The sequence below is a fragment of the Lysobacter sp. P5_B12 genome, assembly GCF_056400425.1.
On sequence record NZ_JBFULG010000013.1, the window covers coordinates 1 to 18,084 of the forward strand.

At 67.9% G+C, this 18,084-nt stretch carries 23 protein-coding genes and 4 tRNA genes; 10 read left to right on the forward strand and 17 right to left on the reverse strand.

The window, feature by feature from the left end; all coding sequences use genetic code 11:
• The 12 genes from AC1DOM_RS15670 to AC1DOM_RS15725 form a co-directional block, all read right to left on the reverse strand.
• Positions 1-317: GTP-binding protein (locus AC1DOM_RS15670; protein WP_498964964.1), on the reverse strand; the 317-nt coding region annotated here is incomplete at its 3' end.
• Positions 308-383: transfer RNA gene (locus tag AC1DOM_RS15675), tRNA-Thr, on the reverse strand. The genes AC1DOM_RS15670 and AC1DOM_RS15675, both read right to left, overlap by 10 nt.
• A gap of 35 nt (positions 384-418) precedes the next feature.
• Positions 419-492, reverse strand: a tRNA-Gly gene (locus tag AC1DOM_RS15680).
• A gap of 63 nt (positions 493-555) precedes the next feature.
• A tRNA-Tyr gene (locus AC1DOM_RS15685) sits at positions 556-641 on the reverse strand.
• Between the two features lie 70 nt (positions 642-711).
• Entirely contained in the window at positions 712-1,803 is a 1,092-nt protein-coding gene (gene ychF, locus AC1DOM_RS15690; RefSeq protein WP_498964966.1) for a redox-regulated ATPase YchF, read from the reverse strand.
• A gap of 16 nt (positions 1,804-1,819) precedes the next feature.
• Positions 1,820-2,407: an aminoacyl-tRNA hydrolase gene (gene pth / locus AC1DOM_RS15695; protein ID WP_498964968.1), complete on the reverse strand. Its 588-nt coding sequence runs from the start codon at positions 2,405-2,407 to the stop codon at positions 1,820-1,822.
• A gap of 3 nt (positions 2,408-2,410) precedes the next feature.
• Positions 2,411-3,076: a 50S ribosomal protein L25/general stress protein Ctc gene (locus AC1DOM_RS15700; protein ID WP_498964970.1), complete on the reverse strand. Its 666-nt coding sequence runs from the start codon at positions 3,074-3,076 to the stop codon at positions 2,411-2,413.
• A gap of 61 nt (positions 3,077-3,137) precedes the next feature.
• Positions 3,138-4,097 (reverse strand): ribose-phosphate diphosphokinase, encoded by a 960-nt coding sequence (locus AC1DOM_RS15705; protein ID WP_498964972.1) that lies wholly within the window; start codon positions 4,095-4,097, stop codon positions 3,138-3,140.
• A gap of 45 nt (positions 4,098-4,142) precedes the next feature.
• Positions 4,143-4,219 (reverse strand) — tRNA-Gln (locus AC1DOM_RS15710).
• On the reverse strand, positions 4,220-5,077 hold the full coding sequence (gene ispE, locus AC1DOM_RS15715; RefSeq protein ID WP_498964974.1) for a 4-(cytidine 5'-diphospho)-2-C-methyl-D-erythritol kinase: 858 nt from the start codon (positions 5,075-5,077) through the stop codon (positions 4,220-4,222). It abuts the tRNA gene before it with no gap.
• Positions 5,074-5,697: a lipoprotein insertase outer membrane protein LolB gene (gene lolB, locus AC1DOM_RS15720; RefSeq protein ID WP_498964976.1), complete on the reverse strand. Its 624-nt coding sequence runs from the start codon at positions 5,695-5,697 to the stop codon at positions 5,074-5,076. Before lolB ends, ispE begins: the two co-directional genes overlap by 4 nt.
• On the reverse strand, positions 5,694-7,388 hold the full coding sequence (locus AC1DOM_RS15725; protein WP_498964978.1) for a tetratricopeptide repeat protein: 1,695 nt from the start codon (positions 7,386-7,388) through the stop codon (positions 5,694-5,696). The genes lolB and AC1DOM_RS15725 overlap by 4 nt, the downstream gene beginning before the upstream one ends.
• A gap of 92 nt (positions 7,389-7,480) precedes the next feature.
• Here AC1DOM_RS15725 and hemA point away from each other — a divergent pair, with 92 nt between their 5' ends.
• The 6 genes from hemA to ppk2 are packed head-to-tail and all read left to right on the forward strand — an operon-like array spanning position 7,481 to position 11,936.
• Positions 7,481-8,764, forward strand: coding sequence for a glutamyl-tRNA reductase (gene hemA, locus AC1DOM_RS15730; RefSeq protein ID WP_498964980.1), 1,284 nt, complete (start codon positions 7,481-7,483; stop codon positions 8,762-8,764).
• Positions 8,761-9,846, forward strand: coding sequence for a peptide chain release factor 1 (gene prfA / locus AC1DOM_RS15735; protein ID WP_498964982.1), 1,086 nt, complete (start codon positions 8,761-8,763; stop codon positions 9,844-9,846). Before hemA ends, prfA begins: the two co-directional genes overlap by 4 nt.
• Positions 9,846-10,292, forward strand: coding sequence for a GNAT family N-acetyltransferase (locus tag AC1DOM_RS15740; RefSeq protein WP_498964984.1), 447 nt, complete (start codon positions 9,846-9,848; stop codon positions 10,290-10,292). The genes prfA and AC1DOM_RS15740 overlap by 1 nt, the downstream gene beginning before the upstream one ends.
• Positions 10,289-10,807 (forward strand): molybdenum cofactor biosynthesis protein B, encoded by a 519-nt coding sequence (moaB, locus tag AC1DOM_RS15745; protein WP_498964986.1) that lies wholly within the window; start codon positions 10,289-10,291, stop codon positions 10,805-10,807. The genes AC1DOM_RS15740 and moaB overlap by 4 nt, the downstream gene beginning before the upstream one ends.
• Before the next feature lie 5 nt (positions 10,808-10,812).
• Complete coding sequence (locus AC1DOM_RS15750; RefSeq protein ID WP_498964988.1) at positions 10,813-11,163, forward strand: helix-turn-helix domain-containing protein; 351 nt, start codon at positions 10,813-10,815, stop codon at positions 11,161-11,163.
• The gene (gene ppk2 / locus AC1DOM_RS15755; RefSeq protein WP_498964990.1) at positions 11,160-11,936 is read left to right on the forward strand and encodes a polyphosphate kinase 2; all 777 of its coding nucleotides are present in this window, start codon (positions 11,160-11,162) and stop codon (positions 11,934-11,936) included. The genes AC1DOM_RS15750 and ppk2 overlap by 4 nt, the downstream gene beginning before the upstream one ends.
• A 9-nt stretch (positions 11,937-11,945) precedes the next feature.
• Here ppk2 and AC1DOM_RS15760 read toward each other — a convergent pair whose 3' ends face one another.
• From AC1DOM_RS15760 to AC1DOM_RS15770, 3 genes are read right to left on the reverse strand one after another with little or no spacing between them, the layout of a single operon-like run.
• The gene (locus AC1DOM_RS15760) at positions 11,946-12,215 is read right to left on the reverse strand and encodes an acylphosphatase (protein WP_498964992.1); all 270 of its coding nucleotides are present in this window, start codon (positions 12,213-12,215) and stop codon (positions 11,946-11,948) included.
• Positions 12,215-12,808 carry a TlpA family protein disulfide reductase gene (locus tag AC1DOM_RS15765; protein ID WP_498964994.1) on the reverse strand — a complete coding sequence of 198 codons (594 nt, stop codon included), beginning with the start codon at positions 12,806-12,808 and terminating at the stop codon, positions 12,215-12,217. Before AC1DOM_RS15765 ends, AC1DOM_RS15760 begins: the two co-directional genes overlap by 1 nt.
• Complete coding sequence (locus AC1DOM_RS15770; RefSeq protein ID WP_498964996.1) at positions 12,792-14,057, reverse strand: YihY family inner membrane protein; 1,266 nt, start codon at positions 14,055-14,057, stop codon at positions 12,792-12,794. Before AC1DOM_RS15770 ends, AC1DOM_RS15765 begins: the two co-directional genes overlap by 17 nt.
• A gap of 53 nt (positions 14,058-14,110) precedes the next feature.
• Between AC1DOM_RS15770 and wrbA the strand changes: the two genes are divergently transcribed.
• Genes wrbA through AC1DOM_RS15785 form a run of 3 tightly spaced genes read left to right on the forward strand, consistent with a single transcriptional unit; the run spans position 14,111 to position 15,560 of the window.
• Complete coding sequence (wrbA, locus tag AC1DOM_RS15775; protein ID WP_498964997.1) at positions 14,111-14,716, forward strand: NAD(P)H:quinone oxidoreductase; 606 nt, start codon at positions 14,111-14,113, stop codon at positions 14,714-14,716.
• On the forward strand, positions 14,713-15,039 hold the full coding sequence (locus AC1DOM_RS15780) for a DUF2069 domain-containing protein (protein WP_498964999.1): 327 nt from the start codon (positions 14,713-14,715) through the stop codon (positions 15,037-15,039). Before wrbA ends, AC1DOM_RS15780 begins: the two co-directional genes overlap by 4 nt.
• Before the next feature lie 35 nt (positions 15,040-15,074).
• Entirely contained in the window at positions 15,075-15,560 is a 486-nt protein-coding gene (locus AC1DOM_RS15785) for an asparaginase domain-containing protein (RefSeq protein ID WP_498965001.1), read from the forward strand.
• A gap of 4 nt (positions 15,561-15,564) precedes the next feature.
• On the opposite strand, the gene sufT is transcribed toward AC1DOM_RS15785, so the two are convergent.
• Positions 15,565-16,116 (reverse strand): putative Fe-S cluster assembly protein SufT, encoded by a 552-nt coding sequence (sufT, locus tag AC1DOM_RS15790; RefSeq protein WP_498965003.1) that lies wholly within the window; start codon positions 16,114-16,116, stop codon positions 15,565-15,567.
• Between the two features lie 94 nt (positions 16,117-16,210).
• On the opposite strand from sufT, the gene AC1DOM_RS15795 reads away from it, so the two are divergent.
• Entirely contained in the window at positions 16,211-16,624 is a 414-nt protein-coding gene (locus AC1DOM_RS15795; RefSeq protein WP_498965006.1) for a hypothetical protein, read from the forward strand.
• A gap of 3 nt (positions 16,625-16,627) precedes the next feature.
• Here AC1DOM_RS15795 and pdxR read toward each other — a convergent pair whose 3' ends face one another.
• Positions 16,628-18,064 (reverse strand): MocR-like pyridoxine biosynthesis transcription factor PdxR, encoded by a 1,437-nt coding sequence (gene pdxR / locus AC1DOM_RS15800; RefSeq protein ID WP_498965008.1) that lies wholly within the window; start codon positions 18,062-18,064, stop codon positions 16,628-16,630.
• Between the last annotated feature and the right edge of the window lie 20 nt (positions 18,065-18,084).

Sequence of the window (18,084 nt, forward strand, 5' to 3'; positions counted from 1 at the left end):
GGGCAATCCACGTGCGCGTAATGGCGGTTGGCCGATTCGTATTCCACGTGCGCCGTCGAGATCGTGATGCCGCGCGCCTTCTCTTCCGGCGCCGCGTCGATCGCGTCGTATGCCTTGAACTCGCCGCCGAAACGTTCCGCGCCCACCTTCGTCAGCGCCGCCGTCAGCGTCGTCTTGCCGTGGTCAACGTGACCGATCGTGCCCACGTTCACGTGGGGCTTGGTGCGCTCGAACTTACCCTTGGCCATGGCTCTGTCTCGGTGGAAATCGGTGGGCGAACGTTTTTCGGTGTTGCGTCTTGCAGCGGTGGTGCTCACGACTGGAATCGAACCAGCGACCTCCTCCTTACCAAGGAGGTGCTCTACCGACTGAGCTACGTGAGCATGTTTTGCAGCAGTTCTTGCGTCGCGGCGTTCAATGGAGCGGGAGACGGGAATCGAACCCGCACCATCAGCTTGGAAGGCTGAGGTTCTACCGTTGAACTACTCCCGCGCCGGATAAAAGACCTGCTTGGGTACTGCGCCATCGGCTGGTAAGACCGCTGGTAAAACGTCTTGGTGGAGGGAGGTGGATTCGAACCACCGAAGGCGTAAGCCAGCAGATTTACAGTCTGCCCCCGTTGGCCGCTTGGGTATCCCTCCAAAAGAGCCCGAAATTCTGGCGTGGACACGGCGCGAAGTCAACGCTTGATCAACACCAATGTGGCCGGGTTCAGACGTTGAAGCGGAAATGCAGCACGTCGCCTTCCTGGACCCGGTACTCCTTGCCCTCCAGGCGGAGGCGGCCGGCGTCGCGGGCGCCCGCCTCGCCCCGGTACTTGATGTAGTCGTCGTAGGCGATGGTTTCGGCGCGAATGAAGCCTTTTTCGAAATCCGTGTGGATCACCGCGGCCGCTTGCGGCGCGGTCGAACCGCCCCGAACCGTCCACGCACGGACTTCCTTCACGCCCGCGGTGAAGTAGGTCTGCAGGCCCAGCAGCTTGTAGGCGGCGCGGATCACGCGGTTCAGGCCCGGCTCGTCGAGGCCCAGGTCGTGCAGGAAGGTATCGCGGTCCTCGTCGTCCAGCTGGCTCAGCTCTTCCTCGATGGCGGCCGAAACCGGCACCACCTCGGCGCCCTCGCCCGCCGCGCGGGCGCGGACGGCGTCCAGGTGCGGGTTGTTCTCGAACCCGTCTTCCAGCACGTTCGCCACGTACATCACGGGCTTGAGGGTCAGCAGGAACAGGTCGCGGACCTGCGCCCTGTCCTCGTCGGACAGACCCAGCGCGCGGGCCGGCTTGCCGGCATCCAGGCCGGCCCGCACGCGGCCCAGCACCTCGGCGCGGGCCTTGGCGTCCTTGTCGCCGGTCCGGGCCGAGCGCTCGGCGCGCTGCAGGGCCTTCTCGACGGAATCCAGGTCGGCCAGCGCCAGCTCGGTGTCGATCGTCTCGATGTCGGAGATCGGGTTGACCTTGCCGGTCACGTGGATGATGTCGCCGTGCTCGAAGCAGCGCACCACGTGCGTGATCGCGTCGACCTCGCGGATGTGGGCGAGGAACTTGTTGCCCAGGCCCTCGCCGCTGGCAGCGCCGGCCACCAGGCCCGCGATGTCGACGAATTCGACGGCGGTCGGGATCACCTTCTGCGGCTTGACGATGTCCGACAGCGCGTTCAGGCGCGGATCGGGCACGGGCACGATGCCCACGTTGGGTTCGATCGTGCAGAAGGGGAAGTTCGCCGCGGCGATGCCCGCCTTGGTCAGCGCGTTGAACAGGGTCGACTTGCCGACGTTCGGCAAGCCCACGATTCCGCATTTGATGCCCATGGTGTCTCCGTGCCGGTCAGCGGTTGGCTGGGCCGGTGTTGAGGCGTTTGGTCGCCTCGTTGATGTCCCCCGCGACGGCCAGCGGCAGCACGTCGGCCGCATCGTCGAGCGCGCGCAAAATCGCGGCCTCGTCGTCGCGGCCGGGCTTGCCCAGCACCCACGGGGTGACTTTGTCCTTGTGGCCGGGATGGCCGATGCCGATGCGCAGGCGGTGGAACTTGCCGTGGCCCAGCAGTTTCATGGTGTCGCGCAGGCCATTCTGGCCGCCGTGGCCGCCATCGAACTTCAGGCGCGCGACGCCGGGCGGCAGATCGAGCTCGTCGTGCGCCAGCAGCGCTTCTTCGGGCTCGATCTTCCAGTAGCGCAAGGCGGCGGTGACCGACTTGCCGCTGAGGTTCATGTAGGTCGAGGGCTTGAACAACCAGACCTGGCGCCCGCCGATGTCGACCTTCGCCGTCTCGCCGAAGAGCTTGGACTCCAGGCCGAAACGCGCGCCCAACCGTTCGGCGAGCCCGTCCACAAACCAGAACCCGGCGTTGTGCCGGGTCCGGGTGTGTTCGGGACCGGGGTTTCCCAGCCCGACGATGAGGCGCAAGCCCGACAAGACTTACTTCTTCTCGTCTTCCTTCTTGGCGACCTTCGCAGCCGGCACTTCGGCGGCGACCGGCGCTTCGGTCGGCTCTTCCACTTCTTCCTTGCCGTGCTTGGCGATGACCACCGCCACGTCGTGTTCCTTGCCCAGCTTCAGCTCGGGGATCTCGACGCCGTTCGGCAGCTTGATTTCGGAGAGGTGGACGATGTCGCCGACGGCCAGGGCCGACAGGTCGATCTCGATGAACTCCGGCAGGTCCTTCGGCAGGCAGCTGATTTCGACTTCGTTGAGCTCGTGCGTGACGACGACGTCGGCAGCCTTGCCGGCCGGCGACTTCTCTTCGTTGAGGAAGTGCAGCGGCACCGCGACGCGGATGGCCTGGTTCTCATCAACGCGCTGGAAGTCCAGGTGCATGATGATCTGCTTGTACGGATGGCGCTGCATGTCGCGCAGCAGGACCTTCTGGGCCTTGCCGTCGAGGTCGAGCGTCAGGATCGACGAGTAGAACCACTCGTTCTGGCTGGCCAGCCAGGTCTTCTCGTGCTCCAGCTGGATGCTCTGCGGGGCAGCGGTGCCGCCGTAGACGATGGCCGGGATCTGCGCCGCGCGACGGAGGCGGCGGCTCGCACCCTTGCCTTCGTCCTTGCGGCCAGTGGCCGTGATCTTGTGTTCGGTTGCCATGATGTTGAACTCACTTCGTTGCGATGAAAGTCCCACCCGCGACCAGGTGGAACCGGGGATGTCAGTCCACGTAAAGCGAACTGACGGATTCTCCGAAGGCGATGCGGCGGATGGTTTCCGCGAGCAGCTCGGCGACGCTGAGCTGGCGGATCTTGCTGCAAGCCTTCGCATTTGCGCTCAGCGGAATGGTGTCGGTGACCACCAGTTCGTCGAGCTGCGATTTGTTCAAGTTGTCGATCGCCGCACCCGAAAGCACCGGATGCGTGCAGTACGCGACCACCTTGGTCGCGCCCTGCGCCTTCAGCGCCGCGGCCGCCGCGCACAGCGTGCCCGCGGTGTCCACGATGTCGTCGACGAGCACGCAGATCTTGCCGCTCACGTCGCCGATGATGTTCATCACCGTGGCCACGTTGGCGCGCGGACGGCGCTTGTCGATGATCGCCAGGTCCGCGTCGTCCAGGCGCTTGGCGATCGCGCGTGCGCGCACCACGCCGCCGACGTCCGGCGAAACCACGATCAGATTGTCCGTGCCGTGCGCGCGCCAGATGTCGGCGAGCAGCAGCGGCGAGGCGTACACGTTGTCCACCGGCAGATCGAAGAAGCCCTGGATCTGGTCGGCGTGCAGGTCGACCGTCAACACGCGATCGGTGCCCACCGCGCTGAACATCTTCGCGGCGACCTTCGCCGTGATCGGCACGCGGGCCGAACGCGGGCGGCGGTCCTGCCGCGCATAACCGAAGTACGGCACCACCGCGGTGACGCTGGACACCGATGCGCGCTTGAGCGCGTCGATCAGCACCAGCAACTCCACCAGGTTTTCCGCGCTCGGCGCGCTCGTGGGCTGGATGACGAACGCCTCCTGCCGGCGCACGTTCTCCTCGATCTCCACCTGCACTTCGCCGTCGGAGAACTTGCTCACGAGCGCCTTGCCCATGCGCACGCCGAGCTCCTTGCACACCGCCTCGGCGAGCGGGCGGTTGGCGTTGCCGGTGAAGACCAGCAAATTGCGATCGTCTTGCATGAGGGCTCCGCTGCGCTCTGACCGTTGCGGTGGGACACGAATGGGTGGCAGGGGCGGCAGGATTCGAACCTGCGAGTGCCGGGATCAAAACCCGGTGCCTTAGGCCACTTGGCGACGCCCCTTCAGCTCCGAACGAGCGCCTCGCGCAAGGGCGACGACCGTACCCCTGCGGCCAGCCAGGCCCGCAACGACGGCGCATCCCGATGCACGCGGGCGAGTGCCGATTCGGCGGACTCGCGCGTGGCGAATTCGACGAAACAACCGCTGCCCGTGCCCGTCAGGCGTGGCGTGCCGACCTGCGCCAACGCTGCGAACGCGGCCTCGACGGCCCGTTCGCTGCGGCGCAGCACCGGCTCGAACGCATTGTCGAGCACCGCTTCCGAAACGAAGTCGCGCATTGTCGCGGGCGGGGAATCGCGCGTCAATTCAGGGGTTTGGAACAAGGCGGCGGTGGGCACCTGCACGCCGGGGTCGGCGAGCACGTACCAGGCCGGCGGAAGGTCCACGGGCGTGAGGATTTCGCCCACGCCCTCGGCCCAGGCATTGTCGCCGCGGACGAAAACCGGGACGTCGGCGCCGAGCTTCAGGCCCATTTCGGCCAGCCGATCGATGCCCAGTCGCGCGCCCCACAGCCGGTCGAGGGCCACCAGGACGGTGGCGGCATCAGAGGAGCCGCCGCCGAAGCCGCCGCCCGCCGGAATACGCTTTTCGACGGCGATATCGGCGCCAAGGGGCGTTTTCGCTTCCGATTGGAGCAACTTGGCTGCACGGACCATCAGGTCATCGGCTTCCGCGACACCGGGGACCGAGTCGCCGACCCGGCGGATTTCGCCGTCGTCGCGCACCCGCAGCCGCACCGTGTCTCCCCAATCCAGGAGACGGAAGACCGTCTGCAGCGTGTGGTAGCCATCCGACCGCCGGCCGGTGATGTGCAGGAAAAGGTTGAGCTTGGCCGGGGCGGGCCACTCGGACCAGGTCATGGGGCGGGCTCGAGCGTCCAGGTGTCGACGGCCAGGCGCACGCGGGCCTGGCCTTTCGTGGCTTCGAGCCGCGCGGGCATCGCGAGCGTGGGATCGAACTGCGTCGGCGCCCAGGCCGTGTAAGCGACCGTCCAACCGTCCTGTTCCAGGCCCGCCAGGCGCCCGTCGGCGCCGTAACGCACCTGCGCGCCGGGCCCCGGAACGCCCCGCACCCAACCGGCGAGCGCATCGACGGGAATATCCCAGCGCGTCGCCTCGAGTATCAGGTCGTGCGCGTTCGAACCGGTGCGCGGACCGCCGTCGAGCCCTTCGAGCACCGCTTCGCCCTCGCCACCCGTCACGCGCCAGCTTTGCCGCGTCACGGGCGCGGCGAGCGCGACTTCGAAGCGCGCGCCGGCCTGTTTCCATTCGATGCGTCCGCTGCCGCCGTCCTTGCCGTTCGACAATGCGATGCGGCCCGACATCGCCCACTCCTCGTGCGTCGCAAGCTGCGCTTCGCGCGTGGCCTGGTAGGCCGCCGGTTGTTCGATCGAGGCCATCGCCGGCGAATTCGAACGCGTCGTGACGCACGCCGACAACGCGACGGCGACCATCGCGATCCACGCAACGCGCATGCTCATGCGCCCGTGGTCTGCAGCGCGCGCTTGAGCGAGCGATTTTCCGGATCGAGCTTCTTCGCCTCGTCGAAATACCGGCGCGCTTCGTCCTTCTGCCCGAGCATCCACAGCACTTCGCCCAGGTGCGAGGCGATTTCCGGATCCTTCTGCATCGAGAACGCGCGGCGCAGTTCGACCAGCGCTTCGTCCTTGCGGCCGAGGCGATAGAGCACCCAGCCGTAGCTGTCGATGATCGCGGCGCTGTCGGGTTCGGCCGCGCGTGCGCGGTCGATCAGTTCGAGCGCCTCGGCGAAGCGCGTCGTGCGATCGGCGAGCGTGTAACCCAGCGCGTTGAGCGCGGTGACGTTGTCGGGCTCGGCGACCAGGATGCGGCGGAAATCGGCCTCGGCGCGCGGGATGTCGTCGCGGCGCTCCCACGTCAGCGCGCGCGAATAAAGGATCGCCGAATCGTCGGGATACGCGGCCAGGCCGCGTGCGTAGACGTCGAGCTCTTCCACCGTTTGCGCGTCCTTGCCGCGCAGTTCGGCTTCGAGCAGGTAGGCATCGCGGCGCGTGCCTTCGTCGACGGTCGCATCGCCCTGCAGGCCGCGCAGCGCCGCATACGCTTCCGGCGCACGCTTGAGTTCATGCAGCACGTTGGCTTCGCGCAGTCGTGCGGTCCAGCGCGCCTCGCCGCCGGGCACGCTGCGATACCACTGCAGCGCCTCGGGGTGGCGTTCGAGCATTTCGGCGACCTGGCCGAGCAGCAGGCGGCGGTCGGGATCGGGCTTGGACGATTCCTTTTTCAGCTCGTCGTACAGCTTCCCGAGCGCGGCATCGTCGTCGGCGCGGGCGAGCAGCGCGGCACGCAACCCGTAGGTGCGATCGTCCTGCGGCCCGCGCGCGAGCACGTTGGCGGCCTGCACCGAATCGCCCATGGCATCGTATTCGGCGGCGATGGACATGCGCAGTTCTTCGTCGGCATACGCCGTCTGCGCGATGCCGGCGAGCACCTGGCGCGCTTCGACGGTCTTGCCCGATTCGCGCAACTGGCTGGCGCGCAGCAGCGCGACGCGCGGCTCGTTGGGGAAGCGCGTCACCACCTGGTCGATGATGCGTTCGGCGAGCGCGGGTTGTTCCAGCCGCATCGCCAGGCCGCCGAAGGCCAGCCACGCCTGCAGTTTGTCCGGGATGACCTGGTCGTCGACGAATTCGGCGAGCAACTTGCCCGCGAGCTTCGGGTCCTTGCCGCCCGAACCGAGCGCGGCCAGTGCGTGGCGCCAGCCGATGTCGCCCTTGTCGGTGAGCAGGACGCGCAGTTCCTGCTTCGCCAGGCGCGCATCGTTGCGGCGCAGGGCGAGCGTGGCTTGTGCCGCATGCGCGGCCAGCGAATCGGGGGCGCGTTGCTTCCACAGCGCCAGGCCTTCGGCCGCCTGCCGGTCGTTGTTGGCCAGCAGCGCGATGCGGGTGGCGCGTTCGGCCAGGCCGGCATCGTCGGTGGCCCGCGCGGCCTCGAGGTAGTACTGCGCGGCCTGGTCGAGCTGGCCGGCCTGGAGGGCGAATTCGCCCGCCATGGTCCCTTCGATCGGCGAGCGCGCGGCCTGGACGGACGTCCCCGCGGCCGGCGCGTCCCGCGTTGCCGCGGCGGTGCATCCGGCCGCCAGCCCCACGGTGACCAACAGCAGCAAGTTGAACGGCGTGCGGGACTGCGGCATGGCGTGTTCCGGCAAAAGGGGGCAATCCGGGGGCGCGCCCCCGGTAGAATGTGCGGCCATCGGGAGCTTAACGCACGCGACCGAACGACCTCATGAGCAGCCTGATCGTCCTCGGCATCAACCACCAGACCGCACCGGTCGGCTTGCGCGAACGCGTTGCGTTCGGCGCCGACGCGATGCCGCGCGCGCTCGCACAATTGCGCGCGATGCCGGCGGTCCGCGAAGTCGCGCTGCTCTCGACCTGCAACCGCACCGAGTTGTACGCGCTGGCCGAAGACCGGGGGGACGCCCTGGCCGATTGGCTGGCCGCCCATCCCGACGCCGGCGACCTGCACGCCTATCTGTACAGACACCAGGACGCGGACGCAGTTCGCCATTTGTTCCGCGTGGCCACGGGTCTGGATTCGCTCGTGCTCGGCGAACCGCAGATCCTCGGCCAGGTGAAGGACGCCTGGGCCTCCGCGCGCGCCGCCGGCACGCTGGGATCGCACCTGGACCGGCTGTTCCAGCATGCCTTCACCACCGCCAAGCGCGCGCGCACCGATACGCGCATCGGCGCCAATCCGGTCTCGGTGGCATCGGCGGCCGTGCGGCTGGCGCAGGAATCCTTCGCGCGGCTGTCGGATGCGACCGTGCTGCTGATCGGCGCGGGCGAAACCATCGAGCTGGCCGCGCGCCATCTCGTCGAAGGCAAGGCCAAGCGCCTGCTCGTCGCCAACCGCACCCTCGCCCATGCGCAGGAACTCGCCACGCGCCACGGTGGCGTCGCGCTGCCGCTGACGGAAATCGAGCGCCATCTGTCCGAAGCCGACATCGTGTTGTCGGCCACCGCCAGCCGCGAGCCCATCCTCACGCGCGCACACGTCGCCGCCGCGCTCGCGCAGCGCAAGCATCGCCCGATGCTGCTGCTCGACCTGGCCGTGCCGCGCGACATCGATCCCACCGTCGCCACGCTCGACGACGTCTTCCTCTACACCGTCGACGACCTGGAACGCGCCATCGAAGACAACCGCCGCAGCCGCCGCGAAGCCGCACGTGAAGCCGAAGCGATCGTCGACCTACAGACCGCGCGCTATGTCGAATCGCTGCAAGCGAGCACGCGCCACGCGCCGCTCCGGCGCCTGCGTGCGCACGGCGAGCGCTCGCGCGCCGAAGCGCTCGACAAGGCGCGCGCGCAACTCGCCGCCGGCCGCGATCCGCAGGAAGTCCTCGACCTGCTCGCGCACACGCTCGTCAATCGCCTGCTGCATCCGCCGACGGCCGCCCTGCGCGAAGCCGCCCTGAGCGGCGATGCCGAACTGGCGCGCGCCGCCGACAAGCTGTTCCCGCCGCTGCCCGAAGGCGATGCGTCCGTCGACGGCGACGCCGACGCATGATCCCCAGCCTGCGCCGCAAGCTCGAAGCGCTGATCGAACGCCGCGAGGAAGTCGAACGCCTGTTGTCCGATCCGGGCACGATCTCCGACGCCGAGCGTTTCCGCGATCTCTCGCGCGAGTTCGCGCAACTCGAACCCGTCGCCACCGCGCTCGCCGCCGAAGGCCAGGCGCGCAGCGATCTTGCGAACGCCGAAGCGATGCGCGCCGATCCGGAACTGCGCGAACTGGCCGAAGAGGAAATCGCGGCCGCCACGCAGCGCCTGGAACGACTCGACGTGCAACTGCTCGCGCAACTCGTCCCGAAGGACGCGCGCGACGAAGGCAACCTCTATCTCGAAGTGCGCGCCGGCACCGGCGGCGACGAAGCGGCGATCTTCGCCGGCGACCTGTATCGCATGTACGCACGCTTCGCCGAACGCCACGGTTGGCGCGTTGAAGTCGAATCGGCCAATCCCGGCGAGCACGGCGGCTTCCGCGAAATCGTCGCGCGCATCGAAGGCCGTGGTGCGTATTCGAAGCTGAAGTTCGAATCGGGCACGCACCGCGTGCAGCGCGTGCCGGAAACCGAATCGCAGGGCCGCATCCACACTTCGGCGGCCACCGTCGCGATCATCGCGGAGGAAGCGCCGGGCATCCCGATCGAAGTCAATCCGGCCGACCTGAAGGTCGACACCTTCCGCTCTTCCGGCGCCGGCGGCCAGCACGTCAACAAGACCGAATCGGCGATCCGCATCACGCACGTGCCCAGTGGCATCGTCGTCGAATCGCAGACCGAACGCTCGCAGCACGCCAACCGCGACAAGGCGATGAAGCGCCTGAAGGCGATGCTCGTGGAAGCGGACATCGCACGCCGCGAAGCCGCGCAGGCGCAGGACCGCAAGCTGCAGGTCGGCAGCGGCGACCGCAGCCAGCGCATCCGCACCTACAACTTCCCGCAGGGCCGCATCACCGACCATCGCGTGGAAGGCCTGACCCTCTACGACCTCCCGCACGTGCTCGAAGGCTATCTCGACCCGCTGGTGGAACGCCTGCAAAGCGAACACCAGGCCGACGAACTCGCGCGCCTGACGGACAACGCCTGATGAGCGAAACGACCCTCCGCCGCGCGACGCTCGACGATCTCGACGCGGTCGCGCCGCTGTTCGATGCGTATCGCCGGTTCTATGCGCAGCCGGGCGATTTGCAGCGCGCACGCGATTACCTGCAAGAACGCATGACGCTCGGCGAGTCGGTGGTCCTGATTGCCGAGCGCGACGGTGAAGTCGTCGGCTTCACGCAGCTCTATCCGATCTTCTCGTCGGTGCGCACGGCGCGGACGTGGTTGCTGAACGACCTGTTCGTCGCCGAAAGCGCGCGCCGCTTCGGCGTGGCGCGCGGTCTGCTGGATGCCGCCGCCGGTTTCGCGCGCGAACAGGGCGCCGCGGGCCTGATGCTGGAAACCATGGCCGACAACGCCCCGGCCCGCGCGCTTTATCGCGCCGCCGGGTGGCATGAAGACGACACGCAGTGGTATTCATTGAACGTATGAAGCAGCCCGCCGACTTCGTCCCCCTCGCCCTGTGCGTGCTCACGGTCTCCGACTCGCGCACGGCGGCGGACGACACGTCGGGGGACTACCTCGTGCAAGCGCTGACCGACGCGGGACATCGCTGCGTCGATCGCGCGCTGCTGCCCGATGATCGTTACAAGCTGCGCGCGATCGTGTCGAAGTGGATCGCCGACGACGCCGTCGACGGCATCCTCGTCACCGGTGGCACGGGCTTCACCGGACGCGATTCGACGCCCGAAGCCCTGTTGCCCCTGCTCGACAAGCAGATGCCCGGCTTCGGCGAAATGTTCCGCGCGGTGAGCATCGAAGAAATCGGCACGTCCTCGCTGCAATCGCGCGCGTTCGCGGGCATGGCCAACGGCACGTTCCTGTTCGCTCTGCCCGGCTCGACATCCGCGTGTCGCACCGCGTGGGAAAAGATCCTGCGCGCGCAACTGGATGCGCGCACGCGTCCCTGCAACCTCGCCACCCTGCGTCCACGCCTCAAGGAGTGAACACCATGCCGCTCGCAACGACCCTGCGGTTGCTCGCGAAAGCGCGCGGCATGAGTGCCACGGACCTCGCCACCGCGATTCCGCGCGCGGGCGTCAACACCGTGTCGGCCTGGCTGCGCGGCGAGAAGATGCCGGGCAAGGATCAACTCGATGCCCTCGCCCGCACGCTCGGCGTGCCCGCGGGCGCATTGCTCGCGGAACTGGCGAGCACGCTGGATCCGTCGCGCACGCAAGGCGAACACGAGTTGCTCGCGGCGTATCGCCTGCTGTCCACCCGGCAACAGGGCGCGTTGCTCGAAATCGCGCGCGGCCTGGCGAACCAGCCTGCGCCGCGGCGCCGCAAGGCGGCCAAATGAAAGGCATCAAGAAAAAAGCGTACAACGCGGCGCTCGCGCCGATGCAGCTCGAACTGGTCTCGATGGCCCGCTGGGCGCGCGAGACGGGCCAGCGCATCGTCGTGTTGTTCGAAGGCCGCGACACCGCCGGCAAGGGCGGCGCGATCGACGCGATCCGCGAACACATGAATCCGCGCCAATGCCGCGTGGTCGCGCTCGGCAAGCCGAACGAGGCCGAACTGGGCGCGTGGTACTTCGAACGTTACGTGCCGCACCTGCCGAGCGCCGGGGACATCGTGCTGTTCGATCGCAGCTGGTACAACCGCGCCGGCGTCGAACGCGTCATGGGCTTCGCCACGCCCGCACAGGTGAATGCGTTCCTCGAACAGACGCCCGCGTTCGAAAAACTGCTGGTCGACGACGGCATCCTGCTCTTCAAGTACTGGCTGTCCTGCGACCAGGCGCGGCAGGAAGAGCGTTTCCTCGAACGCTGCGCCGACCCGCTCAAGCGGTGGAAGCTTTCGCAGATCGACCTCGATGCGCGCGCACGTTACGGCGACTACACCAAGGCGCGCGAGGACATGCTGCGCGCGACGCACACACATCATGCGCCGTGGACGCTGGTGGATTTCAACGACCAGCGGCGCGGGCGGCTCACCTTGATCCGCGACCTGCTCGACCGCCTTCCCGACACGCGGCTTCCCGAATCGGAGATGCAGCTCGATGCGCTGCCGGGCAAGCCGAAGAAGGAGCGCTTCACCGTGGTCGCGCCGATCAAGTCGATCGACGTTTAGCGCCCGGCCTCAGGCCGTGTCGAACTCCGGCCCCGCTTCGCCTTCGTCGGCGGCGATGCGTTCCAGCCGTTCGACGTGGGCCGACGGCGGCCCGTGTTTCAACCACTGTTCCAATCGCTCGACCGCCTGTACATCGCCGACCGCGAGCACTTCCACGCGGCCGTCGTGCAGGTTGCGCGCGTAGCCGCGCAGGCCGAGCGCCTGCGCCTGCTCGCGCGCCGACGCACGAAAGAACACGCCCTGCACGCGCCCTTCGACGAAGAAGCGCGCGGCGGTCATCACGCACCCTTCGGCGGCTGCGGGCCGCCGTTGGCGACGATGGCCGACTCGATGTCGTGCGGCTCCACCGGACCGATGAAGCGTTTGGCGACCTTGCCATCGGGCGCGATGAGGTAGGTCATCGGCAAACCGGCCGGCGTTTCGAAATCCTTCGGCGGGTTGTACACATCGACCAGCGCGACCGGATAGGACACCGGGTGCTTCTTCAGGAAGGCCTGCATTTGCGCGGGCGTGGTGTCCTCGTAGGCCAGGCCGACGACTTCGATGTATTCGCGCATCGTGTCGAGCGCCGAGAGTGCCGGCATTTCCTTCAGGCACGGGTTGCACCACGTCGCCCAGAAATTCACGACGACCCACTTGCCGCGATGCGCCGCCAGGTCGAACTGCTTGCCGTCGACGGTGGCGATCGACAGCGTCGGCACGTCCTTGGTCCTGGCGACCTGCGCCGAGGCCGATGCCGGCGCCGCGGTGGTGGCGGGTGCGGCGACGGTGGCCGGCTTCGTGGTGGTCGGCTCCGGCGCGGCAGGCTGCTTGCAGCCCGCGAGCATCGCGATCGCAACGGCGAGCGCCACGTATTTATTTCGGTGAGTCATAGATCGAAGACACCTTCTTCTTCAGCAGGTCGCGCAGCGGGAGCCGCAGCTCGTCGAGCGTATGGTACGCGCGCTGGCCCAGGGCATCGTCGCGCATCGGAACATGCGCTTCGGCCACGGGAATGCGCAGTTGGCAGGCCTCGTAAAGTTCGCCCATCGTGAGATCGTCGAGATCGCGCGCCAACAGCCACTCGCCGCTCTCGGCGCGGCTGAGCAGGCCGATCAGGCACAACTGGCCGAGCATCTCCTGCACCATCGAATCGGTGAGCACCGGTTCGAGCGCCTGGATCTCCTGGCTGTGCAGGCCCTTGCCCTGCGCGCGCGCCGCGTGGAAACGGCCGAGCATGCGCAGCAATCCATACATCTCGTAACCGACCGGCAGGCGCATGGAGGCCGGCTGGTAGCGGAACGACGACATCGACGCGGCGAACGAAGCGCCCAGCAGGATCGACGTCCACCCCAGGTAGATCCACACCAGGAAGATCGGCAGGAACGCGAGCGTGCCGTACACCTTGCCGTAGCTGCTGAAGTTGCCGATGAACACGCCGAGCCACAACTTCACGCCTTCGAACAACACCGCCGCGAGGAACGCGCCCGCGAACGCATGCCGCCACAACACGGTGCGATGCGGCACCACCTTGAACACGGTGGCGAAAGCCAGCAATTCGATGACGAAGGGCGTGGCGCGCACGAGCACTTGTTCCAGCCACTGGCCTGCCTGCGTTTCGAACACCGCCATCGCGAAGAAGCGCGAGGACAGCGCCAGGCTCGTCGCCGCCACCAGCGCGCCGAGCGTGAACACCGTCCAGTACACCAAAAAGCGCGCGAACTTCGGCCGCGCCGTCGGCACGCGCCAGATCTGGTTGAAGGTCATCTCCACGCTGTTCAAGGTGATCAGCAAGGAGACGACCAGGGCCACGATGCCCGCCGCGGTCAGTTGCCCCGCGTTCGCGGAGAACTGGCGCAGGTAGGCTTCCACCGCGCGCGCCGAGCTCGGGACGAAGTTCGAGAAGATGTAATCGACCAGGCGATCGCGCCACAGGTCGAACACCGGGAAGGCCGACAACACGCCGAAGCCCACGACGAACAGCGGCACCAGCGCGAACACAGTCGTGTACGACAGCGCGCCCGCGGCCTGGAACAGGTTGTCGCCCATGAACCGGTTCCAGAGGAAACGGAAGAACGTGCCCAGGCGATGGCGGTCGCGCAGGTATCCGGTCCAGCGATAAACGGTGTCCAGGGGCTCCATCCGCGGAAGCCTACCCCACCGCTCGGCTATCCTGCGCAACGGAGGTGGCCCCGATGCCCGAAGTGCTGGTGCTGTATTACAGCCGCGGCGGCTCCGTCGCGCGGCTTGCGCGACAGGTCGCGCGCGGGGTCGAGGAAGTCGACGGCATGGCCGCGCGGCTGCGTTGCGTGCCGCCCGTGGCGCCGGTGACCGAAGTCGCGGCACCACCGGAGCCCGACGAAGGCGCGCCCTACGTGCATCGCAAAGATCTTGCCGAATGCGCGGGCCTGGTCCTCGGAAGCCCGACGCGTTTCGGGATCATGGCCGCGCCGTTGAAGCATTTCATCGATGGCCTGGGCGCCGAATGGGCGAGCGGCACGCTGGTCGGAAAGCCCGCTGCGGTCTTCACTTCCACCGCCACGCTGCACGGCGGACAGGAGGCCACGCTGCTCTCGATGATGTTGCCCCTGCTGCACCACGGTTGCGTGATCACCGGTTTGCCGTACACCGAGCCGGGCCTGAATTCCACGCGCACGGGCGGCACGCCCTACGGCGCGAGCCATCATGCCGGGATGCAGGACGATCCCCGCCCCAGCGACGAGGAAGCGCAATTGGCGCGCGCACTCGGTCGGCGCGTGGCGGAACTGGCGCGGAAATTGTTCGACGGGAGCGCGGCATGAGTTTTCCGACACGCGTGTTGCTTGCCGGCCTGTTCGGCCTGGTCGCGCTGTTCGTGTTCTGGTTCCTGCCCGAAGGCTGGCACGCGCTGGCGTGGTTCGCCGGCCCGCCGCTGTTGCTCGCGGCATTCAACTGGAATGGCGGGCAGAAGCCGGCGTTCTGGGCGGGCCTGTTCTCGCTCGGGTGGTTCTCGCACGGGGTGATGGTGGCCTGGTCGCGGCCGGACCATCGGGAACTGGCGCTGATCGAGATCGTACTCGCGCTCGTGGTCTTCGCCGGCGCCACGCTGCCGGGGCTGCAGGCGCGCTTCGGCGGACGTCGGTAGGCGCCCATGGGAGCCGGCACCTATAATCGCCGCCCATGGACCAGCTCTGCATCGTCACCACCGGCGGCACGATCGACAAGATCTATTTCGACGACAAGTCGGATTACCAGATCGGCGAGCCGCAGATCGGCGGCATCCTGCGCGAGCTCGGCGTCGCGTTCCAGTTCAACGTGATCCCGATCATCCGCAAGGATTCGCTGCACATCTCGCAGGAAGACCGCGAGTTGATCCGCGCGACGATCGCCGCGCAGCCGGCGAAGCACGTGCTGGTGACGCACGGCACCGACACGATGGTCGAAACCGCGCAGGTGCTGGAATCGCTGACCGATCGCACCATCGTGCTGACGGGTGCGCTGAGCCCCGCGCGTTTCCGCGGCTCGGATGCCGAATTCAACGTGGGCACCGCGGTGGGTGCGGTGCAGTGCCTGCCGCCGGGGGTCTACATCGCGATGAACGGCCGCGTGTGGGACATCCACAAGGTGCGCAAGAACGTCGCGGCCAACCGCTTCGAAGAACTCTGACGCGTCAGAGCATCCCGGTTTCCAGGCGCGCGGCTTCCGACATCATCATCCGGTTCCACGGCGGGTCGAACACCAGCTCGACGTCCGCCTCGGTGACCGTCGGAATCATTTCCAGCTTGCTGCGCACATCGTCGACGAGGATGTCGCCCATGCCGCACGCGGGCGCGGTGAGCGTCATGCGGATGGCGACTTCGCGCGTGCCGTCCTCGCGCGGCTTCACCGTCGCTTCGTACACAAGGCCCAGGTCGACGACGTTGATCGGGATTTCGGGGTCGAAGCAGGTGCGCAATTGCCGCCACACCAGTTTCTCGACTTCATCGTCGGAGGCACCGGCGGCGAGTTCGAGCGGCTCGGGCGGCTCCTTGCCGATCGCGTCGGCATCCCGGCCGGCCACGCGGAACAGATTGCCTTCGACGAACACGGTGTAGCTGCCGCCGAGCGCCTGCGTGATGTAGCCGATGCTGCCCGCGGGCAAGGTGACTTCTTCACCTTGCGGCACGAGGACGACGGCGCAATCGCGCTCGAAGCGGACGGGTTCGCTGCTGCGGGAATACATGCGATGGAAGTGGGGGCGTGCGGCGTGCGCCGCAAGGCCGTGCATTCTAGGCCCTGCGCGGCCGGTATGCTGTGCGATCACGCAGGGGAGCCCGATGGCGCCGCAGGAAACGCAACATTCGCCATGGATGGGGGCCGCGCTCGCCCTGGTCGGCAGCACCGGGATCGCGGCGGCCTGGGTCGCCGCGGCGATGTTCACGTCCTCGCAATGCGGCTGGATGGCGGTGATCGCCGCGCTCGACGCGGCCTGGCTGCTTCGCCTCGGGCGCGCGCCGCGCGGCTGGGTGCGCATGGGCACCGGCGTGGCCGCGACCGCCCTGGCGATCGCGCTTGCGCAATGGGGCATCGTTTCGGCGCATCTGTCGGGGATGCTCGGGCTCGGCTTCGGCGAAACGATGACCAAGCTCGGGCCCTCGCTCGCGTGGACGCTCACCCATCTGGCGAACACGCCCGCTGACTGGGCGTGGATCGGGTTCGGCCTGATCGTCGCGGCGATCGCTTCGCGCTGATCGTCAGGCGTAAGCGCGGTCGAGCACCTCCGCGAACAAGGGCATCGCCTCGCGGATCTGCGCGGCCGACAGGCCGCAAAACCCCATGAGCAAACCCGCGCGCTGCGGCCGCCGCAGGTAGTGCGGGCGCAGCGTGAACAGGCCCAGGCCGAGCGATTGGCCATGCGCGAGGATGGCATCGAGCGCCGAGTCGGGTTTGTCCAGCCACACGACCAGGTGCATGCCGGCGTGCGAATCGGCGATTTCCAGCCGCCCTTTCCCGACTTCGCGCAAGCCGTCGAGCAACAGCGTGCGCCGCTCCTGCAAGGTGCGCGCGCTACGACGCAGGTGGCGTTCGAATCCGCCGCCGGCCATGAAGCGCGCGAGCGCCGCCTGCTCGATCGCCGAGCTGCCGAAATCCTGCGCCCACTTCGCGGTGACCAGGTCCTCGCGCAGCGCCGGCGGCATCACGATGTATCCGAGGCGCAAAGACGGGAACAAGGTCTTCGAGAACGTGCCGACGTACATCACGCGTCCATCGCGATCGAGCGAACGCAGCGCGGCGAGCGGTTGCGTGTCGTAACGGAACTCGCCGTCGTAGTCGTCCTCGAAGATCCAGCTGTCGTGCATGCGTGCGTACTGCAGCAATTCCAGGCGCCGCGACAGCGACAACACCGAACCGCCGGGGAATTGATGCGACGGCGTCACGCAGATCATGCGCGGCGAATCGGCGGGCAAACGATCCGGGCGCAGGCCGTCTTCGTCGACCTCCGCGCCATGCAGGCGCGCGCCGTGGATTTGCAGCACTTTCCGCAAAGCGAAGTACTGCGGTTCTTCGACGACTGCCAGATCGCCGGCGTCGAGGAGGATGCGCGCGGCGAGCGACACCGCCTGCTGCGTGCCGCCGACGACGAGCACATCGTCGGGCACCGCCTGCACGCCGCGACGGCGCGCGAGGTAATCGCAGATCGCTTCGCGCAATGCGGGCAGGCCCTGCGGATCGGGATAGTCGGGTGCGGTGTATGCGGCGGCGTGCGCGAGTTCGCGCGCCCACGCGGTGGTCAGCGCGGGATTCACCAGCGGCAGGCCGTACTGGAACGAGAAGCGCACCGCTTCGCGCGGCTTGTTGCGCAACAGGCGGCGGATGTCGGCGTTGCGTGCGCGTCGTGCGTAGGCGGTTTGCGGTGGCGCGATCGCCGGGGGTGCGTCGTTCGCCGCTTCGGTCAGCAAGGGCGCCGAGACGAAACTCCCCGACCCCACGCGCGCCGCCATGAATCCCTCGGCGCGCAGTTGTTCGTACGCGGTCAGCACGGTGTTGCGCGACAGGCCGAGGTCGCGGGCCAGCGCACGCGTCGGCGGCAAGCGGCTGCCCTGGCCGAGGCGGCCGCCGGCCAGGGCCGTCTTCAGCGCGCGGGTCAGTTGCGCATGCAGGGGACCGCGTCCGTCGAGTTGCAGGTGCATGGCCGACCTCCGGAGGGAAT

Excerpts from the sequence above, each read along its gene's own strand:
- ychF (WP_498964966.1), bottom strand. The coding sequence starts at position 1,803 with ATGGGCATCAAATGCGGAATCGTGGGCTTGCCGAACGTCGGCAAGTCG.
- AC1DOM_RS15700 (WP_498964970.1), bottom strand. The coding sequence starts at position 3,076 with ATGGCAACCGAACACAAGATCACGGCCACTGGCCGCAAGGACGAAGGC.
- AC1DOM_RS15705 (WP_498964972.1), bottom strand. The coding sequence starts at position 4,097 with ATGCAAGACGATCGCAATTTGCTGGTCTTCACCGGCAACGCCAACCGC.
- ispE (WP_498964974.1), bottom strand. The coding sequence starts at position 5,077 with ATGACCTGGTCCGAGTGGCCCGCCCCGGCCAAGCTCAACCTTTTCCTG.
- lolB (WP_498964976.1), bottom strand. The coding sequence starts at position 5,697 with ATGAGCATGCGCGTTGCGTGGATCGCGATGGTCGCCGTCGCGTTGTCG.
- AC1DOM_RS15725 (WP_498964978.1), bottom strand. The coding sequence starts at position 7,388 with ATGCCGCAGTCCCGCACGCCGTTCAACTTGCTGCTGTTGGTCACCGTG.
- hemA (WP_498964980.1), top strand. The coding sequence starts at position 7,481 with ATGAGCAGCCTGATCGTCCTCGGCATCAACCACCAGACCGCACCGGTC.
- prfA (WP_498964982.1), top strand. The coding sequence starts at position 8,761 with ATGATCCCCAGCCTGCGCCGCAAGCTCGAAGCGCTGATCGAACGCCGC.
- AC1DOM_RS15740 (WP_498964984.1), top strand. The coding sequence starts at position 9,846 with ATGAGCGAAACGACCCTCCGCCGCGCGACGCTCGACGATCTCGACGCG.
- moaB (WP_498964986.1), top strand. The coding sequence starts at position 10,289 with ATGAAGCAGCCCGCCGACTTCGTCCCCCTCGCCCTGTGCGTGCTCACG.
- AC1DOM_RS15750 (WP_498964988.1), top strand. The coding sequence starts at position 10,813 with ATGCCGCTCGCAACGACCCTGCGGTTGCTCGCGAAAGCGCGCGGCATG.
- ppk2 (WP_498964990.1), top strand. The coding sequence starts at position 11,160 with ATGAAAGGCATCAAGAAAAAAGCGTACAACGCGGCGCTCGCGCCGATG.
- AC1DOM_RS15760 (WP_498964992.1), bottom strand. The coding sequence starts at position 12,215 with ATGACCGCCGCGCGCTTCTTCGTCGAAGGGCGCGTGCAGGGCGTGTTC.
- AC1DOM_RS15765 (WP_498964994.1), bottom strand. The coding sequence starts at position 12,808 with ATGACTCACCGAAATAAATACGTGGCGCTCGCCGTTGCGATCGCGATG.
- AC1DOM_RS15770 (WP_498964996.1), bottom strand. The coding sequence starts at position 14,057 with ATGGAGCCCCTGGACACCGTTTATCGCTGGACCGGATACCTGCGCGAC.
- wrbA (WP_498964997.1), top strand. The coding sequence starts at position 14,111 with ATGCCCGAAGTGCTGGTGCTGTATTACAGCCGCGGCGGCTCCGTCGCG.
- AC1DOM_RS15780 (WP_498964999.1), top strand. The coding sequence starts at position 14,713 with ATGAGTTTTCCGACACGCGTGTTGCTTGCCGGCCTGTTCGGCCTGGTC.
- AC1DOM_RS15785 (WP_498965001.1), top strand. The coding sequence starts at position 15,075 with ATGGACCAGCTCTGCATCGTCACCACCGGCGGCACGATCGACAAGATC.
- sufT (WP_498965003.1), bottom strand. The coding sequence starts at position 16,116 with ATGTATTCCCGCAGCAGCGAACCCGTCCGCTTCGAGCGCGATTGCGCC.
- AC1DOM_RS15795 (WP_498965006.1), top strand. The coding sequence starts at position 16,211 with ATGGCGCCGCAGGAAACGCAACATTCGCCATGGATGGGGGCCGCGCTC.
- pdxR (WP_498965008.1), bottom strand. The coding sequence starts at position 18,064 with ATGCACCTGCAACTCGACGGACGCGGTCCCCTGCATGCGCAACTGACC.